Source organism: Pseudomonas sp. JAI115 (assembly GCF_014200835.1).
In the GTDB taxonomy this organism is placed as follows: Bacteria; Pseudomonadota; Gammaproteobacteria; order Pseudomonadales; family Pseudomonadaceae; genus Aquipseudomonas; species Aquipseudomonas putida_A.
The window spans coordinates 1,041,938-1,060,385 of the sequence record NZ_JACHCY010000001.1 but is presented as its reverse complement, the minus strand read 5'-3'; the positions used below and the strand labels follow the sequence as shown (position 1 = coordinate 1,060,385).

Annotated in this window: 15 protein-coding genes; 8 read left to right on the top strand and 7 right to left on the bottom strand. The window is 60.6% G+C overall.

Annotation, left to right across the window (positions count from 1 at the left end):
• Positions 1–8: 8 nt before the first annotated feature.
• The gene (mfd, locus tag HDC30_RS04875; RefSeq protein ID WP_183781229.1) at positions 9–3,458 is read right to left on the bottom strand and encodes a transcription-repair coupling factor; all 3,450 of its coding nucleotides are present in this window, start codon (positions 3,456–3,458) and stop codon (positions 9–11) included.
• A 354-nt stretch (positions 3,459–3,812) separates the two neighbouring features.
• Between mfd and HDC30_RS04870 the strand changes: the two genes are divergently transcribed.
• Positions 3,813–5,276, top strand: coding sequence for a glyceraldehyde-3-phosphate dehydrogenase (locus HDC30_RS04870; protein WP_003226583.1), 1,464 nt, complete (start codon positions 3,813–3,815; stop codon positions 5,274–5,276).
• A gap of 181 nt (positions 5,277–5,457) precedes the next feature.
• Here HDC30_RS04870 and HDC30_RS04865 read toward each other — a convergent pair whose 3' ends face one another.
• Positions 5,458–6,759 (bottom strand): MFS transporter, encoded by a 1,302-nt coding sequence (locus HDC30_RS04865; RefSeq protein ID WP_183781226.1) that lies wholly within the window; start codon positions 6,757–6,759, stop codon positions 5,458–5,460.
• 72 nt (positions 6,760–6,831) lie between these two features.
• Between HDC30_RS04865 and HDC30_RS04860 the strand changes: the two genes are divergently transcribed.
• Both HDC30_RS04860 and sthA read left to right on the top strand, forming a co-directional pair.
• Complete coding sequence (locus tag HDC30_RS04860) at positions 6,832–7,881, top strand: FAD:protein FMN transferase (RefSeq protein WP_183781223.1); 1,050 nt, start codon at positions 6,832–6,834, stop codon at positions 7,879–7,881.
• Positions 7,882–8,078: 197 nt separating this feature from the next.
• On the top strand, positions 8,079–9,473 hold the full coding sequence (gene sthA / locus HDC30_RS04855; protein ID WP_003226580.1) for a Si-specific NAD(P)(+) transhydrogenase: 1,395 nt from the start codon (positions 8,079–8,081) through the stop codon (positions 9,471–9,473).
• A 42-nt stretch (positions 9,474–9,515) separates the two neighbouring features.
• On the opposite strand, the gene HDC30_RS04850 is transcribed toward sthA, so the two are convergent.
• Together HDC30_RS04850 and HDC30_RS04845 are read right to left on the bottom strand one after the other, a co-directional pair.
• Entirely contained in the window at positions 9,516–10,238 is a 723-nt protein-coding gene (locus tag HDC30_RS04850; RefSeq protein ID WP_008087738.1) for a glycerophosphodiester phosphodiesterase family protein, read from the bottom strand.
• Positions 10,239–10,252: 14 nt separating this feature from the next.
• The gene (locus tag HDC30_RS04845) at positions 10,253–10,834 is read right to left on the bottom strand and encodes a PilZ domain-containing protein (RefSeq protein ID WP_007968195.1); all 582 of its coding nucleotides are present in this window, start codon (positions 10,832–10,834) and stop codon (positions 10,253–10,255) included.
• A gap of 94 nt (positions 10,835–10,928) precedes the next feature.
• Between HDC30_RS04845 and HDC30_RS04840 the strand changes: the two genes are divergently transcribed.
• The 3 genes from HDC30_RS04840 (at position 10,929) to HDC30_RS04830 (ending at position 14,179) form a co-directional block, all read left to right on the top strand.
• Positions 10,929–12,179, top strand: coding sequence for a lipoprotein-releasing ABC transporter permease subunit (locus HDC30_RS04840; protein WP_183781220.1), 1,251 nt, complete (start codon positions 10,929–10,931; stop codon positions 12,177–12,179).
• 7 nt (positions 12,180–12,186) lie between these two features.
• Positions 12,187–12,870, top strand: coding sequence for a lipoprotein-releasing ABC transporter ATP-binding protein LolD (gene lolD / locus HDC30_RS04835; RefSeq protein ID WP_164747873.1), 684 nt, complete (start codon positions 12,187–12,189; stop codon positions 12,868–12,870).
• 64 nt (positions 12,871–12,934) lie between these two features.
• Positions 12,935–14,179: a lipoprotein-releasing ABC transporter permease subunit gene (locus HDC30_RS04830; RefSeq protein WP_041068958.1), complete on the top strand. Its 1,245-nt coding sequence runs from the start codon at positions 12,935–12,937 to the stop codon at positions 14,177–14,179.
• Positions 14,180–14,277: 98 nt separating this feature from the next.
• Here the strand turns inward: HDC30_RS04830 and HDC30_RS04825 are convergent, their stop codons facing one another.
• Both HDC30_RS04825 and HDC30_RS04820 read right to left on the bottom strand, forming a co-directional pair.
• Complete coding sequence (locus HDC30_RS04825; protein ID WP_183781217.1) at positions 14,278–15,627, bottom strand: heavy metal sensor histidine kinase; 1,350 nt, start codon at positions 15,625–15,627, stop codon at positions 14,278–14,280.
• The gene (locus tag HDC30_RS04820; RefSeq protein ID WP_047600118.1) at positions 15,627–16,307 is read right to left on the bottom strand and encodes a heavy metal response regulator transcription factor; all 681 of its coding nucleotides are present in this window, start codon (positions 16,305–16,307) and stop codon (positions 15,627–15,629) included. The genes HDC30_RS04825 and HDC30_RS04820 overlap by 1 nt, the downstream gene beginning before the upstream one ends.
• 154 nt (positions 16,308–16,461) lie before the next feature.
• On the opposite strand from HDC30_RS04820, the gene HDC30_RS04815 reads away from it, so the two are divergent.
• Together HDC30_RS04815 and queF are read left to right on the top strand one after the other, a co-directional pair.
• Positions 16,462–16,995 carry a plastocyanin/azurin family copper-binding protein gene (locus HDC30_RS04815; RefSeq protein ID WP_183781214.1) on the top strand — a complete coding sequence of 178 codons (534 nt, stop codon included), beginning with the start codon at positions 16,462–16,464 and terminating at the stop codon, positions 16,993–16,995.
• Positions 16,996–17,056: 61 nt separating this feature from the next.
• Entirely contained in the window at positions 17,057–17,887 is an 831-nt protein-coding gene (gene queF, locus HDC30_RS04810) for an NADPH-dependent 7-cyano-7-deazaguanine reductase QueF (RefSeq protein ID WP_183781211.1), read from the top strand.
• Positions 17,888–18,080: 193 nt separating this feature from the next.
• Here queF and HDC30_RS04805 read toward each other — a convergent pair whose 3' ends face one another.
• On the bottom strand, positions 18,081–18,344 hold the full coding sequence (locus HDC30_RS04805) for a DUF4404 family protein (protein ID WP_183781208.1): 264 nt from the start codon (positions 18,342–18,344) through the stop codon (positions 18,081–18,083).
• Positions 18,345–18,448: the final 104 nt, after the last annotated feature.

Here is an 18,448-nt window from a genome sequence, read left to right as displayed (position 1 = left end):
GGCGTCCTTCAAACAGTTTTCGGGAGGAGGCGCTCGAACAGCGCCTCTACAGTATTAAAGCGCTCTTCCGGGCGTTCCATCGGCACCTGGAACTTGAACATCGTGGCGCCTTCGAATTTGTAGCGTTTTGGCTGAGTCTGGATCAGTTTGATCAAGGTCATCGGGTCGACCGGCGTCTGCGCGGCGAACTCGATGCGCCCACCCTGCGGGCCACCGTCGACTTTCTTGATGCCCAGCTGTTCGGCCTGCAACTTCAGCGCAGTGATGCGCACCAGATTCTTGGTCGGCTCCGGCAGCAGGCCGAAACGATCGATCATCTCCACTTGCAGATCCTTCAGGCCTTCCTCGTCGGTGGCCGAAGCGATGCGCTTGTACAGAATCAGGCGGGCGTGAACGTCCGGCAGATAGTCTTCCGGAATCAGCGCAGGCACGCGCAGGTTGACCTCCGGGCCACCGCCGAGCGGTTGATCGAGATTCGGTTGCTCGCCCTTGCGGATCGACTTCACCGCGCGCTCGAGCATCTCCATGTACAACGTAAAACCCACGGCCTGAATTTGCCCGCTCTGGCCATCGCCCAGCAGTTCGCCGGCGCCACGGATTTCCAGGTCGTTGGTCGCCAGCACGAAACCGGCGCCCAGATCCTGAGTGTTGGCAATCGCTTCCAGACGCTTTTCCGCATCGGACGTGATTTGTTGGCGTGGCGGGGTCAGCAGGTAGGCGTAAGCCTGGTGGTGGCTGCGACCGACACGTCCGCGCAACTGGTGCAATTGCGCCAGGCCGAACTTGTCGGCGCGCTCGATGATGATGGTGTTGGCGCTCGGCACGTCGATGCCGGTCTCGATGATGGTCGAGGCAATCAGCACGTTGAAGCGCTTGTGATAGAAGTCGCTCATCACCTGTTCGAGTTCGCGTTCGCGCATCTGTCCGTGACCGATGCCGATCCGTGCTTCCGGCACCAGTTCGGCGAGATCCGCCGCGCACTTCTCGATTGTTTTGACGTCGTTGTGCAGGTAGTAAACCTGCCCACCGCGCAGCAGTTCACGCAGCAGAGCCTCTTTGACCGTGCTCTTGTTCTGCTCCATGACGAAGGTGCGTACCGACAGGCGGCGCGCCGGCGGGGTGGTGATGATCGACAGATCACGCATGCCCGACACCGCCATGTTCAGCGTGCGCGGAATCGGCGTGGCGGTCAGCGTGAGAATGTCGACTTCGCTGCGCAGGGCCTTGAGCTGTTCTTTCTGCCGCACACCGAAGCGGTGCTCTTCGTCGATGATCACCAGCCCCAGGTTTTTGATCTTCACATCGTCGGACAGCAGCTTGTGCGTGCCGATGACGATATCGATCTTGCCTTCCGCCAGGTCGGCGATCGCCGCGTTGACTTCCTTGGCCGATTTGAAGCGGCTCATCACTTCCACGGTCACCGGCCAGTCGGCGAAACGGTCGCGGAAACTGTTGTAGTGCTGCTGGGCGAGCAGGGTGGTCGGCACCAGAATCGCCACCTGACGCCCGCCGTGCACGGCAATGAACGCGGCGCGCATCGCCACTTCGGTCTTGCCGAAACCGACGTCGCCGCAGACCAGACGATCCATCGGCTTTGGCGCGAGCATGTCTTCGCGCACCGCTTCGATGGTCGCTTGCTGGTCCGGCGTTTCTTCGAACGGGAAACCGGCGCTGAAGGTCGCGTAATCGGCTTTCGGGTCGGCAAACGCGTAGCCTTCGCGGGCGGCACGACGGGCATAGATGTCGAGCAGCTCAGCGGCGACATCGCGCACCTGTTCGGCGGCTTTGCGCTTGGCTTTCTGCCAGGTCTCGGAGCCGAGGCGGTGCAGCGGCGCCAGTGAGTCATCGCTGCCGGTGTAACGCGCGATCAGATGCAGGTTGGCCACCGGCACGTAGAGCTTGGCGTTCTCCGCATATTCCAGAGTGAGGAATTCTGCAGCCTGGTTGTCGATTTCCAGAATCGTCAGGCCCAGATAACGCCCGACACCGTGATCGATGTGCACCACCGGCGCGCCTTCGCGCAGTTCGGTAAGGTTTTTGATCACTGCATCGTTGTTGGCGTCGGCGCGTTTTTCCCGGCGACGACGCTGCATGACGCGCTGACCGAACAACGGGCTCTCCGCCACCAGCGCCAGCGCCGGGTCATCGAGCATCAAGCCCTCGTCGAGCGGCGCGATGGTGATCGCCAGGCGATCCTTGCTCGAAACGAAGTCCGGCCAGCTGTCGACGGTTTTCGGCCGCAGCTTCAGGCGTTCCAGCAGCTCCAGCAGGACTTCACGCCGGCCCGCGGATTCGGCGGTGAACAGCACGCGTCCGGGGAATTCGTCGAGGAATGTCGAGAGCGCCGCCAGTGGTTGTGTGGCCTTGGCTTCGATCGCCAGGTTTGGCAGTGCCTGCGCCGGGAAGCGCTCGCGACCGGCACCGGATTCGACGTCCTGCTGACTGGCGACGACCCGTGGCCAGCTCTTGAGGCGGGCGAAGCAGTCTTCCACCGGCAGGAACAATTCCGCAGGCGGCAATAGAGGGCGCGATGGATCGACACGGCGCTCTTCGTAGCGATTGCGCACGTCGTTCCAGAAGTTTTCTGCCGCTTGTTCGATACCCGGCAGCGAGAACACTTGAGTGTCCTGCGGCAGGTAATCGAACAGTGTCGAGGTTTCGTCGAAGAACAGCGGCAGGTAGTACTCGATACCGGCCGGGGTGATGCCGCTGCTCAAGTCCTGGAAGATCGGGCAGCGCCGGAAGTCGACGTCGAAACGCTCGCGAAAGCGCGCCTTGAAGCGGGTGACCGCATCTTTCTGCAGCGGGAACTCTCGGGCCGGCAGCAGCTTGACCGAATCGACCTTGTCGATGGAGCGCTGGTTTTCCGGATCGAAGGTGCGCAGGGTTTCGATTTCGTCGTCGAACAGGTCGATGCGATAGGGCAGTTTGCTGCCCATCGGGAACAGGTCGATCAGCGCGCCGCGTACGGTGAACTCGCCGTGCTCGTAGACCGTATCGACGTAGCGATAGCCGCTGGCCTCAAGGCGCGAGCGCATCTGTTCGACATCGAGCTTCTGCCCGACATCCAGCACCAGACTGCTGCCGAGCAGGAACTTGGTCGGCGCCAGGCGGTGCAGGGCGGTGGTGATCGGCACCACCAGCACGCCGTGCGCCAGCTCCGGCAGTCTATAAAGGCTGGCAATGCGCTGGGAAATGATGTCCTGGTGCGGCGAGAACAGATCGTACGGCAGGGTTTCCCAGTCGGGGAAATGCAGCACGGGCAAATCCGGGGCGAAGAAACTCAGCTCCTGTTCAAGCCGTTCGGCACTCTGGCTGTCGGCGGTCAGTAGCAGGGTGAAGCGCTTGGCAGCGCTGGCAGCCTCGGCAATCGCGAGGCTGAGGGCAGCACCGGGCAGGTTGCCCCAATGCTGTTTACCTGCCGCGGCAGGGAGAAGCGGTAGACGCAGAACGGGCACGGAAGGTTGAGCTCCAGGCTTTGCGACAAAGTCGGTAATTGTAGCGGCGTCCGGTGCCGGCTGTCAGTTGCAGTCTGCGTCTATCTTCGCGGTTTGCGCAAAATGTAGTGGTAACCATAAAAACGAGCACTTTTTTAGTGGTTATGTAGTGCCGAAATCGACTGGTGTTACGGAGGGTTACAGACATCGTCTAACAGTCGTCGAAAAATTGACTGCGCTGGAAGCCCCGGTTTTACTGGGCTGGCGCGGGGCGTAATTTTTTTGAACGGAATTTTGTTACCGATTGCGCGACAAGCGCGCATTGCTACAAGAGGTTCTCGGCGGCATAATGTAGCCCCTTTTTTCTGCCCCTACATGTGGAAGGTTCCCGTGACTCAGAAGCCCGACCAGTGTCTTGGTGAATGGATCGACCGTGAAGCACTCGCAGAAGCGATGATTCCGCTTATCGGTCAGCTCTACCGCAATAACAACGTGGTGAGCTCGATCTATGGCCGCAGCCTGATCAACCAGTCTGTCATCGCGATTCTCAAAGCTCACCGCTTTGCTCGCCACCGTTCCTCCGACGATAGCGAACTCTCCGTCCACGAAACATTCCCTCTGCTGAAAGCCATGAGCGAGCTCAAGCTCGGCGCGGCTTCGGTAGACCTGGGCAAGTTGGCGTTCAAATTCCGCAGCGAAGGCAATGGCCGCAGCGCCGAGCAGTTCGTGCGTGAAGAACTGGCTGACGTGGTTGGTCAGCAAAACGCTTCGGCCCGCAAAGGCACTGACGTTGTGCTGTACGGCTTCGGTCGTATCGGCCGTCTGCTGGCGCGCATCCTGATCGAGAAAACCGGTGGTGGCGACGGTCTGCGTCTGCGTGCCATCGTCGTGCGCAAAGGCGCCGAAAACGACCTGACCAAGCGCGCCAGCCTGCTGCGTCGCGATTCGGTACACGGTCCGTTCAACGGCACCATCGTCATCGACGAAGAAAACAACACCATCACCGCCAACGGTAACCTGATCCAGGTGATCTACGCGAAGAACCCGACCGAGGTGGATTACACCCAGTACGGCATCAAAGACGCGCTGCTGGTGGACAACACCGGTGTATGGCGTGACGCCGATGGCCTGGGTCAGCACCTGCAATGCCCGGGTGTGGCTCGTGTTGTTCTGACCGCGCCTGGCAAAGGCAAGCTGAAGAACATCGTTCACGGTATCAACCACAACGAAATCACCGCTGACGACAAGATCGTGTCCGCCGCTTCCTGCACCACCAACGCCATCGTGCCGGTGCTGAAGGCTGTGAATGACAAGTTCGGCATCATCAACGGTCACGTCGAAACCGTTCACTCGTACACCAACGACCAGAACCTGATCGACAACTTCCACAAGGGCGATCGCCGTGGCCGTTCCGCCGCGCTGAACATGGTCATCACCGAAACCGGTGCTGCCACCGCTGCTGCCAAGGCCCTGCCTGAGCTGGCCGGCAAGCTGACCGGTAACGCGATCCGCGTTCCGACGCCAAACGTGTCGATGGCCATTCTCAACCTGAACCTTGAGAAAGCCGCCAGCCGTGAAGAGATGAACGAGTACCTGCGCTACATGGCGCTGCACTCCGATCTGCACAAGCAAATCGACTTCGTCAACTCGCAGGAAGTGGTGTCCACTGACTTCGTGGGTTCGCGTCACGCCGGTGTGGTCGACGCTGAAGCGACCATCGTTCAGGACAACCGCGTTGTTCTGTACGTCTGGTACGACAACGAGTTCGGCTACAGCTGCCAGGTGGTTCGCGTGATGGAAGACATGGCCGGTGTAAACCCGCCAGCGTTCCCGCGCTAAGCCTTCGCTGCAAATGAAAACGCCCCGACTTAGGTCGGGGCGTTTTTTTATGCCTGCTGAATCTTTATTGCCTGTACCGGCCTCTTCGGGAGCAAGCCCCCTCCCACAGGTTTGGCGGTGTTCACACAATCATGTTGGCACCACCGGACCTTGTGGGAGGGGGCTTGCTCCCGAAGGCGTTTTATCGGGCGCCACCTGCCACGGCCGCTTGCGCAGTCCGCAGTTCATGCTTGTTGCCACGGAACAGCACCAGCGTCGCAATCAACCCCAGTACCGCCGCACCGCTGAGCCAGATCCCCGGCGCAGCCTTGTTGTCCAGCACATGGATCAGATAAGTACAGGCTGCCGGCGTGAAGCCACCAAAGGTCGCCGTCGCTAGGCTATAGGCCAGCGAGAACCCGGTGGTGCGCACTTCCACCGGCATGATTTCGGTCAGCGCCACCACCATCGCTCCGTTGTACGAGCCGTACAGGAACGACAGCCACAGTTCGACGATCAGCAAATGACTGAAGCTCGGGTTCGCCACCAGCCACGACAATGCCGGGTAAGCGGTCAGGATTGCCAGAATGGTCGCCGCCAGCAGTAGGGGTTTGCGCCCGTTCTTGTCGGACACCGCGCCCATCACCGGCAGCCAGAAGAAATTCGACAGACCGATGCACACGGTCACCAGCAGCGCGTCGAAATCCGACAGATGCAGTTCAGCCTTGCCGAAGGTCGGGGTGTAGGCGGTGATCAGGTAGAACGAAACCGTGGTCATCACCACCAGCGCCATGCCGGCGATGACGATGCCAAAGTTCTGACCGATCGAGCGGACGATTTCCCGCAGGGTAGGACGATGTTTACGCGCCTGGAATTCCGGGGTTTCCTCCAGCGAGCGACGAATGATGAAGATCACCGGAACGATCATGCAGCCGATCAGGAACGGCACGCGCCAGCCCCAGTCACCCATCTGTTCCGGGCTCAGCCAGTGGTTGAGACCCACTCCGAGCAGGCCGGCAAACACCACCGCCGCCTGCTGGCTGGCGGACTGCCAACTGACGAAAAAGCCCTTGCGGCCCGGCGTGGCGATTTCCGCCAGATACACCGAAACACCGCCCAGCTCGACGCCGGCCGAGAAGCCTTGCAGCAAGCGACCGAACAGCACGATCAACGGCGCTGCGACACCCAGAGTGGCATAGCCCGGCACGCAGGCGATCAGGATCGTACCGGCGGCCATCAACGCAAGGGTAATGATCAGGCCCTGGCGACGACCGTGACGGTCAATGTAGGCACCAAGGAAGATCGCGCCCAGTGGACGCATCAGGAAACCGGCACCGAAGGTGGCCAGGGACAGCATCAGGGAGGCGAAGGCGCTGTCGGCCGGGAAGAAGGTTTTGGCGATGGCCGTGGCGTAGAAGCCATAGACCATAAAGTCGAACATCTCGAGAAAATTGCCGCTGACAACGCGAAAAATCGCTTTGCCTTTGCCCGTGGTCGAGGACATTTTCAGTTACTCATTATTGGTTTCTTATGACGCGTTGCATCCGTTGAGGAGCGTGCGGGCCTTTGATCCATAATGGCTGGCGCGCTTTTATGGGGAGATGAAGAATTGTTCACTGGACGGTGGGTTTGGCTTGTGAGTGTGGCGGTTGTCCTCGCTGCCTGTGGCAACGGTGAGTCCATGGAAAGCTTTGGGGGGCCGACCATGGGCAGCACGTATTCGATCAAGTACGTGCGACACGCCGGTGTTGCCGAACCGGCGCAAGTTCGCCGGGAAGTGGAGGCTATCCTCGCGGAAGTGGATCGGCAGATGTCGACCTACCGCAATGACTCCGATATTGAACGCTTCAATGCATTGCCAGCGAACAGCTGTCAGACCATGCCGGCTGCCGTGCTTGAATTGGTCCGTGTCGGCGAACAGCTGTCGGAGCAAAGCGAAGGTTCCTACGACCTGACTGTCGAACCGCTGATGAACCTGTGGGGGTTCGGCCCACAAGGGCGTGAAGAGAAAGTCCCCGACTCCGCCGCGCTGGCCGAAACCCTGCAGCGAGTCGGCTACCGCCATTTGCATATCGACGGCGACCGCTTGTGCAAGGACGCCGCTGTCGAAGTCGACTTCAACAGCATCGCCGCCGGTTACGCGGTCGACACCATCGCCGCCAGGCTCGAGTCGATGGGCATCCATGACTATCTCGCCGAAGCCACCGGTGAGCTAAAGGCCAAGGGCAAGAAGCTTGATGGCTCATCCTGGCGTATTGCGCTGGAAGAGCCGCGAGACGATCAACAGGTGGCCGAACGGATCATTCAGGTCGACGGCTACGGGGTTTCCACCTCCGGTGATTACCGTAACTATTTCCTGCAAGGTGGCCGGCGTTATTCCCACACCTTCGATGCGCGGAGCGGGGCGCCGGTCCTACACAACCTGGCGTCAGTCACGGTAATTCATCCTTCAGCGTTGATGGCCGATGGACTATCGACGCTGTTGCTGATTCTCGGGCCTGAACGGGCTTGGGACTATGCCGAAAAACATCACATTGGTGCATTCTTCGTGATTCGTGCCGATACAGGTTTTGTTATCCGCACCAGTGCGGCTTTCGAACGCCTCAGTGGCGCAAAAGTTGACTGAAAACAGTACGAAAGCTGGCGTTGTAGTGCAGGCAAAAGTAGCCTACGACGCGACCAAGGGTTAATGTGCGCGGCGTTGACGCTTCTATAGACTGTGTCCGGGTTCTTTACTGACCCCCAATTGTTCCTTCGCGCCACGATTCGGCGTGATTTAGCCGCCGGTGCAGCTGGCACCGCGGCCTGTTCTGAGGAGTACGCATGGCTGTCTACAACTACGACGTGGTGGTGTTGGGTTCCGGCCCGGCGGGAGAAGGCGCGGCAATGAACGCCGCCAAAGCAGGGCGCAAGGTGGCGATGGTCGACAGCCGTCGCCAGGTCGGCGGTAACTGCACCCACCTGGGGACCATCCCGTCCAAGGCCCTGCGTCACTCGGTGCGGCAGATCATGCAGTTCAACACCAACCCGATGTTCCGGGCGATCGGCGAACCGCGCTGGTTCTCCTTCCCGGACGTGTTGAAAAGCGCCGAGAAAGTCATTTCCAAACAAGTCGCTTCGCGCACTGGCTACTACGCTCGTAACCGCGTCGACGTGTTCTTCGGCACCGGCAGCTTCGCCGACGAGCAAACCATCGAAGTGGTCTGCGCCAACGGCGTGGTCGAGAAGCTGGTGGCCAAGCACATCATCATCGCCACCGGTTCGCGCCCGTATCGCCCGGCGGACATCGATTTCAATCACCCGCGCATCTACGATAGCGACACCATCCTCAGCCTCGGCCACACCCCGCGCAAACTGATCGTTTACGGCGCCGGCGTGATCGGCTGTGAATACGCCTCGATCTTCAGCGGTCTGGGGGTACTGGTTGAACTGGTGGACAACCGCGGTCAGTTGCTGAGCTTCCTCGACTCGGAAATCTCCCAGGCGTTGAGCTATCACTTCAGCAACAACAACATCACCGTGCGCCACAACGAAGATTACGATCGCGTTGAGGGCGTCGATAACGGGGTTATCCTGCACCTGAAGTCCGGCAAGAAGATCAAGGCCGATGCCTTGCTCTGGTGCAACGGCCGTACCGGCAACACCGACCAGCTCGGTCTGGAAAACATCGGGGTCAAGGTCAACAGCCGTGGCCAGATCGAAGTCGACGAGGCCTACCGCACCTGCGTGCCGAACATCTATGGCGCTGGCGACGTGATCGGCTGGCCGAGTCTGGCCAGTGCCGCCCACGACCAGGGTCGTTCGGCTGCCGGCAGCATCGTCGATAACGGCAGCTGGCGCTTTGTGAATGACGTGCCGACCGGTATCTACACCATTCCGGAGATCAGTTCGATCGGCAAGAACGAGCAGGAGCTGACCCAGGCCAAGGTGCCGTACGAAGTCGGCAAGGCGTTCTTCAAGAGCATGGCGCGTGCGCAGATCGCCGGCGAGCCGCAAGGCATGCTGAAGATCCTGTTCCACCGTGAAACCCTGGAAGTGCTGGGTGTTCACTGCTTCGGTTATCAGGCGTCGGAGATCGTGCACATCGGTCAGGCGATCATGAGCCAGCCGGGCGAGTTGAATACGCTGAAGTACTTCGTCAACACCACGTTCAACTACCCGACCATGGCCGAAGCCTATCGGGTAGCGGCGTACGACGGCCTCAACCGGCTTTTTTGACGGGCTCCGGCCGGTGGCCTGAGCCGGCCGGGGAGACCGATTTCAGCAATTCTCGAGGGTGGCAGTGGCCAAACCGGGAAAGTCTGTAATCAGGCTGTCAACGCCGAAGTCGGCGAGTCTGCGCATCAGCGCAGGCTCGTTGACGGTCCACACCGACACATGCAGCCCCTGACGCTGCGCCTTTTGCAGGCGTTCCGGCGTACACAGCGTCCAGTTCAGAGCCAGAATCTCACAGCCATAGCTGGCCGCGACCTTTAGCGGGTCGAGCCAGGCGTATTCGGCCACCAGTCCACGCGACACGTCCGGTACCAGGTCCAGCGCCGCTTTCAGCACTTCCCGCGAGCTCGAAGTGATGGTGACCTTGTCCAGCAGGCCATGACGCTGGGCCATTTCGCGAATCGCCAGTACGGTAGTCGCGGCGCGGGTGCGTGAAGCGCTTTTGACTTCCAGTTGCCAGTGCTCGAAATCACACTGCTCGAACAATTCTTCCAGGGTCGGAATCGGGCACGGTTTGATCCAGCCCGGGCCGCCCTTGCGCGCGTCGTAGGTCACCAGTTCGGCGGCGGTGTGTTCGACCACCTTGCCGCGCCGGTCGGTGGTGCGCTTGAGGGTCGGGTCGTGGATCACCATCAGCTCGCCGTCCTTGGACAGGTGCAGATCCAGTTCGCAACGGCGTACGCCGTGCTTGAGACATTCCTGAAAACTGCTCAGGGTATTTTCCGGTGCTTCGCCCTTGGCGCCGCGGTGGCCGTAGATGAGGGTCACGGTGCTTCCTTAATTTAAATGCCTGATTCGTTCTGTTCACGGGCCAGGCGTCGTTCCTGGGCCTGTTTCTGCAAGATATAGCGGGCGAGCAACTGGCGCTGGGCGTCGGTCAAGTGTTCGAACTCGGTGCCGACGTCGTAGCCGTCGCCCTTGCGGTCGCAATGGGTGACGCGGGCGCGCAGCAGCAGGCCCAGTGCCTGCGGCATCAGCACCAGTTTCACCGACAGGTGCGCGCCGGTGGCGATTGGGGTCGGGTGCTGAAAGTCGATCCCGCCTTCGGAGATGATCACCGGTTGTGGCTCGCCGATATGGCCGAGCACGGTCAGGGCGACCACCTGGCTGAGCAGGTCGATGCGTTTGTTCTGGGATTTGAGGAACGCGGCGATAGCCCGGTCGCGTTCGCTGATCTGGCGCAACAGGTGCTGCGACTCGAATTCGCTCAGGTGCAGTTCGCTGAGCAGGTTGAACAGTGGAGAAGCATCCTGCAACACTTCCTGGCCTGCGGCTTCGGGAGCGGACAGGGGCCGAATTTCCAGTGCGATCATGTCCTCGATACGGTAGTATTCGCGGCGATCTTCTTCATCTAATGTCGACATGGCGAACCCATGGTAGCGGCGGTGGTCTGAGTGTAAAGCTGGTTATCGACCCCCGCCACAAGGACGTTCCTTTTCCCTCCGAACAAGCCCCGACATGTTCAGACCTCTCTTCGTATTTATCGGCACGCGTTATACCCGTGCAAAGCGTCGCAATCATTTTGTGTCATTCATTTCCCTGACTTCGATGATCGGGCTCGCCCTTGGCGTGGTCGTGATGATCGTGGTGCTCTCGGTGATGAACGGCTTCGATCATGAGATGCGCACCCGCGTGCTGGGCATGGTGCCCCACGCGACTCTTGAAACCGGTGAACCGATCAACGATTGGCAGAGCCTCGCCGCCAAGGTCAAGCGCAATCCTGAGGTGACGGCGGTTGCGCCATTCACCCAGATGCAGGGTTTGCTGACCAACAACGGCCAGGTGTCCAAGGTGTTGCTCAACGCCATCGACCCCGCGCTCGAGCGCAATGTGTCGATCATCGACAACTTCATGAAGCAGGGCAATCTCGACGATTTGACGCCGGGCAGCTTCGGCATCGTCATCGGCGACAAGGCCGCGACCAAGCTCGGCGTGGGCCTCGGTGACAAAGTCACCTTCGTCGCGCCGGAGGTCAGCGTGACCCCCGCCGGGATGTTCCCGCGCATGAAGCGCTTTACCGTGGTCGGCATCTTCCATGTCGGCGCCGGTGAGCTGGACGGCTATCTGGGTGTCACCAACCTGCAGGATCTGGCGAAAATGCACCGCTGGAAGCCTGATCAGGTGCAGGGCATCCGGTTGAAGTTCAATGATCTGTTCCAGGCGCCGCGCGTGGCCTGGACCATCGCCCAGCAGTTGGGCGAAGACCATTACTACGCCCGCGACTGGACCCGCACCCACGGCAACCTGTATCAGGCGATCCGCATGGAAAAAGCCATGATCGGTCTGCTGTTGCTGCTGATCGTCGCGGTGGCTGCGTTCAACATCATTTCCACGCTGGTAATGGTGGTAAATGACAAGAAGAGCGACATCGCCATTCTGCGTACCCTCGGCGCCACGCCGGGGACGATCATGCGCACGTTCATGGTGCAGGGCACCGTGATCGGCGTGGTCGGTACGGCGATTGGTGCCGTGGTCGGGATCTTCGCTGCGCTCAACGTCAGTGCGGCGATTTCCGCCCTCGAAGGGCTGATCGGCCACAAGTTCCTCAACGCCGATGTGTATTTCATCGATTACCTGCCGTCGCAGGTGCAGAGCCAGGACGTGGTCATGGTCTGCGCCGCTGCGTTGGTCCTGAGTTTCCTCGCCACCCTGTATCCCGCCTGGCGTGCTGCGCGCACCCAGCCGGCGGAGGCGCTACGTTATGAGTGAGTCGGGCATGAGTGATAAAGCAATCTTGAGCTGCCGCAACCTGGGCAAATCCTACGAGGAAGGCCCGGAGTCGGTGCAAGTGTTGGCCGGTCTGCAACTGGAGTTGCACCCGGGCGAGCGTGTGGCGATCGTCGGCAAGTCCGGTTCCGGCAAAAGTACCTTGCTCAACCTGCTGGGCGGTCTCGACACGCCGACTGAAGGCAGCGTCTGGCTCGACGGCGAAGAACTGTCGGCGCTGAGCGAGAAGAAGCGTGGCCTGCTGCGTAACCGTGCCTTGGGGTTCGTGTACCAGTTCCACCACTTGCTGCCGGAATTCACCGCGCTGGAAAACGTCTGCATGCCGCTGCTGATCGGCAAGACCGCGATCCCGGAAGCACGTCAGCGTGCTACCGCGTTGCTGGAGCGCGTGGGGCTGGGCCATCGTCTGGAGCACAAACCGGCCGAGCTGTCCGGTGGCGAGCGCCAGCGTGTGGCTATCGCCCGGGCGCTGGTGAACAATCCAGGCCTGGTGATGCTCGACGAGCCAACCGGCAACCTTGATTCGCACACCGCCGAAGGCATCCAGGACTTGATGCTGGAACTCAGCACTTCGATGCGCACGGCGTTCCTGGTGGTGACTCACGACATGAACCTGGCCCGCCAGATGGACCGCGTCCTGCAGTTGCAAGAAGGTTGCCTGACCGCCATCTGACCGACCGAAACCCGGTGCCTGTGTAAGGCATCGGGTCTTTTATTTTTATACGGTGCCCCAGCGAATGTTCAGACCGTTATCGATCTTTATCGGCACGCGCTATACCCGCGCCAAGCGCCGCAATCGCTTTGTTTCGTTCATCTCGATGACTTCGATGATCGGGCTCGCCCTCGGCGTGCTGGCGATGATCGTGGTGCTGTCGGTGATGAACGGCTTCCAGCGCGAAATGAGCTCGCGCATCCTCGGCATGGTGCCGCACGCGACCATCGTTGGCGTCAAGCCGATCGATGACTGGCAGCCGGTCGCCGCCGCCGCGCTGAAAAATCCTGAAGTGACCGCCGCCGTGCCGTTCACCGAGATGGAAGGCATGCTGTCCTACAAGGGCTTGATGCAGCCGATCCAGATCAGCGGCGTCGATCCGGCCCAGGAAGGCAAGGTGTCGATCGTGGCCCAGCACATTGTGCAGGGACGTCTCGATGACCTGAAACCGGGCGAGTTCGGTGTAGTGATCGGTGAAATCACCGCGCGCCGCTTCCGCCTCAACGTCGGCGACAAGATCACTCTGATCGTGCCGGAAGTCAGCACCGCACCGGGTGGCATTACCCCGCGCATGCAGCGCCTGAACGTGGTCGGTGTGTTCAAGGTCGGCGCTGAACTGGACGGCTCGATGGGGCTGATCCACGTGGCCGATGCCGCGACCATGCAGCACTGGCAGCCGAATCAAGTGCAGAGCGTGCGCCTGGCGGTGAAGGATCTGTACGCCGCGCCGAAAGTCTCCTCGGACATCGCCGCAGGCCTCGGTGCCGAGTTCAAGGCTGACGACTGGACTCACACCCAGGGCAGCCTGTTCAGCGCGATGAAAATGGAAAAAACCATGATTGGCCTGCTGTTGCTGATGATCGTTGCGGTGGCGGCGTTCAACATCATCGCCACGCTGATCATGGTGGTTAACGACAAGGGCGCGGACATCGCGATCCTGCGCACCATCGGCGCCACGCCCCGGCAGATCATGGCGATCTTCATGGTGCAGGGCACGGTGATCGGCATTGTCGGCACACTGATTGGTGGCGTGCTCGGCGTGATCGCGGCACTGAATGTCAGCGAGATGGTCGGCTGGGTCGAGCGCGTTACCGGCCAGCATATCTTCAGTTCCGACGTGTACTTCGTCAGCAACCTGCCTTCGGAATTGCAGGGCGGGGATGTGCTGTTGATCTGCTCGGCGGGCTTTATTCTGAGCTTCCTGGCGACGGTGTACCCGGCGTTGCGGGCGGCGAAGATCGAGCCGGCGCATGCGCTGAGATATTCGTAAGCGCCAATACCGTCTTCGCGAGCAGGCTCGCTCCCACAGGGAAATGCATTCCAATTGTGGGAGCGAGCCTGCTCGCGAAGGGGCCGGTCCTATCGACCTCATTCTCCTTTGGGCAACTCGATCACAAACCGCGTCCACCCCGCAGCCGATTCGCAATGAATCTGCCCACCATGGGCGCGGACGATCGATTGGGTAATCGCCAGCCCCAGCCCCGCATGTTCACTGCTGCCTTCCTGCCGCGCCGGATCTGCTCGATAAAACCGGTCAAACAGCCGTGGCAACAACTCTGCCGAAATGCCTTCGCCACTGTTCTCCACCGACACCTGCGCTATGTGCGGTTGATCGACGATGGACAGGCGCACGCTGCCTGACGCCGGGGTGAAGCGCAGCGCGTTATCCAGCAGATTCGACAAGGCCCGGCGCAGCATGCTGCGATCGCCTTCTATACGCGCATGACCTTCGCGGCTCAGCGTCACCCCGGCGTCCTCGGCCAGTGGCGCAAAAAACTCCAGCAATACATCGCTCTCATCCGCCAGCTCCAGCACCTCACGCTTGGGCATCAGCAAACCGTGGTCAGCCTTGGCCAGATAAAGCATGTCGTTGACCAGTTGGGCCATCCATTGCAGTTCTTCGAGGTTGCTGTGCAGGGCTTCGCGGTAATCCTCGATCGGTCGCGGGCGGGTGAGGGTGACCTGGGTGTGGGTCAGCAGGTTCGACAGCGGAGTGCGCAGTTCATGGGCGATGTCGGCAGAGAACGCCGACAGCCGTTGAAACGAGTCATCGAGGCGTCCGAGCATGGCGTTGAAGCTGTGGGCCATTTCCGCGAGCTCCGGCGGCATTTGCGCTTCCGGCAGTCGGGCATTCAGTGATTGTGCGGAAATCCCACGGGCGACTGCGCTCATACGGCGCAACGGACGCAAACCGCTGCGCGCGGCCCACGCGCCGAGCAGCGCGGTGGCCAGGGCCGACAAGCCGACGGTCAGCCAGATCAGATGCTGCATGCGTTGCAGGAAGTGCTGGTGGTGGGTGATGTCCAGCAGAAGCGTCAGTTGTGGCGAGTCGGGTTGATCCGGGTGGAGCGGGGCGTTGAGCACGCGGTAGTCGGCGCCGTCATGGCTGATGGTCGACAGGCCCGGCTGTTGCGGCAAGTCCTGCGGTAAATTGATCGAGCTGTCGTACCAGCGCTGGCCGTCACTGCCGGTAATACGCAGCGCCAGATCGGCCTGACGGCTCAGCTCATCCGCCAGCCGCGCCTCACGCTGAACGGGTTGCACATCCTGCAAGGCCCGGCGCAAACCGATCAGCTTGCCGTCCAGCAATTGCTGATCGAGCTCAATGAAGTGCGCCTCGCTGGCGCGGCTGAACAGCACCCCGGCGAACAGCGATACTACGGCGGTGCAGGCGGCAAACAGCAAGGCCAGACGAGAGCTCAAGGACAGGCGACGCATCAGGCCGGACGCTCTTCAAGCACGTAACCCATGCCGCGCACGGTGTGAATCAGTTTGTTGGGAAAGTCATCGTCGATCTTCAGGCGCAGGCGCCGGATCGCCACTTCGATCACGTTGGTGTCGCTGTCGAAGTTCATGTCCCAGACCTGCGAGGCAATCAGCGATTTCGGCAATACTTCACCCTGGCGGCGCAGGAGCATTTCCAGCAGGGCGAATTCCTTGGCGGTGAGGTCGATGCGCTGGCCGTTGCGTTCGACCCGGCGACGGATCAGGTCCAGACGCAGATCGGCCAGTTGCAGACTGGTTTCCTGGGGCAGGGCGCTGCCCCGGCGCAGCAGGCTGCGCACCCGGGCCAGCAGTTCGGAGAAGGCGAAGGGTTTGACCAGATAGTCGTCGGCGCCGAGTTCGAGGCCGTGAACCCGATCTTCGACTGCATCTTTGGCGGTCAGAAACAGCACTGGCGTGTCGAGGCCGGCACTGCGCACCGCCTGCAGAATCTGCCAGCCACTGCGCCCGGGCAGCATCACGTCGAGAATCAACAGCGCATAATCTCCGCTCAACGCCAGTTGCTGACCGCTGACGCCGTCGGCCACCAGTTCTGTGTTGAAACCGGCCTCGGTCAGGCCCTGGCGCAGGTAGTGGCCGGTTTTCGGTTGGTCTTCGACGATCAGCAGTTTCATGGGCGACTCGGGTTGTAGGAACAAAAGCGTTATACCGTGGGAGCAGGCGACACACGCCAACCTGACAAAGTTGTAATCTGCCTGTCAGGTAGCTGCCAGCGCAGGCGGGCTAGAGTTTCCCACAGGCTGAACCTTATCTTGTTGGAGTATGACTATGTTTTTGCGCAACCCTCTGGCCGTCGCCGCCTGTGTGCTGGCGCTGAGTTCACCTGTCTGGGCCGCTCCCGCGCACACTTATGATTTTGGCCAACCGGCACCAGCAGCCAAGGCTACTCGCAGCATTGAAGTTGTACTGAACGACATGTCGTTCGATCCCAAGGCGATTCAGGTCAAGGCCGGTGAGACGGTTCGCTTTGTGCTGGTGAATAAAGGCCAGTTGCTGCACGAATTCAACCTCGGTGACGCGGCGATGCATGCCCAGCACCAGCAGGAAATGTTGCAGATGCAGCAAAGCGGCATGCTCACGCCTACCGGCATGAAAGAAATGTCCCACGACATGGCGGGTATGGATCACGGCAGCATGGGCCACGGCATGAAGCACGACGACCCCAATAGCGTGCTGGTCGAGCCGGGCAAGACCGCCGAGCTGACCTGGACCTTCAGCAATGCCACCAGCCTGGAGTTCGCCTGCAATATTCCCGGTCACTACCAGGCGGGCATGGTCGGCAAACTGACTGTCAGTCAGTAAGCACTCAAAGGCGGGCGCAAAGGCTGATAGAATCCGCTGATTCTTCAGTCAGGTTTCCGCCATGCATCCCGCAGCCGAACATTCGCCGCTGGGCAAATCCAGCGAATACATCGCCACGTACACGCCGTCCCTGCTGTTCCCGATTCCGCGCACCGCGAAATGGGTCGAGCTGGGCCTGACCGCCGAAACCCTGCCGTATAAAGGCGTGGATTTCTGGAACTGCTTCGAACTGTCGTGGCTGTTGCCGTCGGGCAAGCCGGTGGTGGCGATCGGTGAATTCAGCATTCCGGCGGATTCGCCGAACATCATCGAATCGAAGTCGTTCAAGTTGTACCTGAACTCGCTGAACCAGACGCCGTTTGACGATATCGCCAGCCTCGAAGCGACACTGGTCAAGGACCTGTCGGCCGCTGCCGGCAAACCGGTCGGCGTACGGGTACGCAGCCTGAAGGACGTCGAGGACGAAGGCGTCGTGGCGTTGCCCGGCGTGTGCATCGACGATCTGGACATCAGCGTCAGCAACTATGAGCATCCGCGTCCGGAACTGCTGCGTTGCGATGATTCGAAGATTGTCGAAGAGAGCGTGCATAGCCATCTGCTCAAATCCAACTGCCCGGTGACCAGTCAGCCGGACTGGGGCAGCGTGGTGGTGGAATATCGTGGCGCGGCGCTGGATCACGCGAGCCTGCTGGAATACATCGTCAGCTTCCGCCAGCACTCGGACTTCCACGAGCAGTGCGTGGAGCGGATTTTCCTCGACCTGCAGCGCCTGCTGAAGCCGGAGAAGCTCACGGTGTTTGCGCGCTATGTGCGTCGTGGCGGGCTGGATATCAACCCGTATCGCAGCACTGAAGCGGTACAACTGCCGAACCACCGCCTGGTCCGTCAATAAAGAATCAGGATGTGGCATATCCAATGTGGGAGCGAGCCTGCTCGCGAAGGCTGTATGTCATTCAACGATGCTGTCGACTGACACGACGCCTTCGCGAGCAAGCCCGCTCCCACATTGGAATGCGTTTCAAATTGTGGAAATGAAAAAGCCCTGCCAGCGCTGGCAGGGCTTTTTGCATTTCAGGGGAGGAAAATCAGATCCCCATGCTACCCAGCGCATTGACGATATTGCGCAGGGTGCCGGCAATGGCCGGGTGTTCGAGTTCGAAGCGGTCCACTGCCAGATTCACACCGTCGGCGATGCTGGCATCCTGAGTGGCGTTCTCCAGTTTGATTTCCGATTCGATCTGCGCCATCAGCGTATGCAGATCTTCACGTTCGGCTTCGGACAGCGGCGGATTCTGCTCCAGTTGCTCGCGCAGGGTGTCGAGTTGTTTTTGCAGTTCTTGGGCGGGCATGGTGGGGTTCCTTTTATCAAGAGGCACTGGCATTGACCGCAGCCGCGCGCCAAAGGTCTATGGCTGACCTTTAGATTAATCCACTCTGCGGCAACCTGCATGAT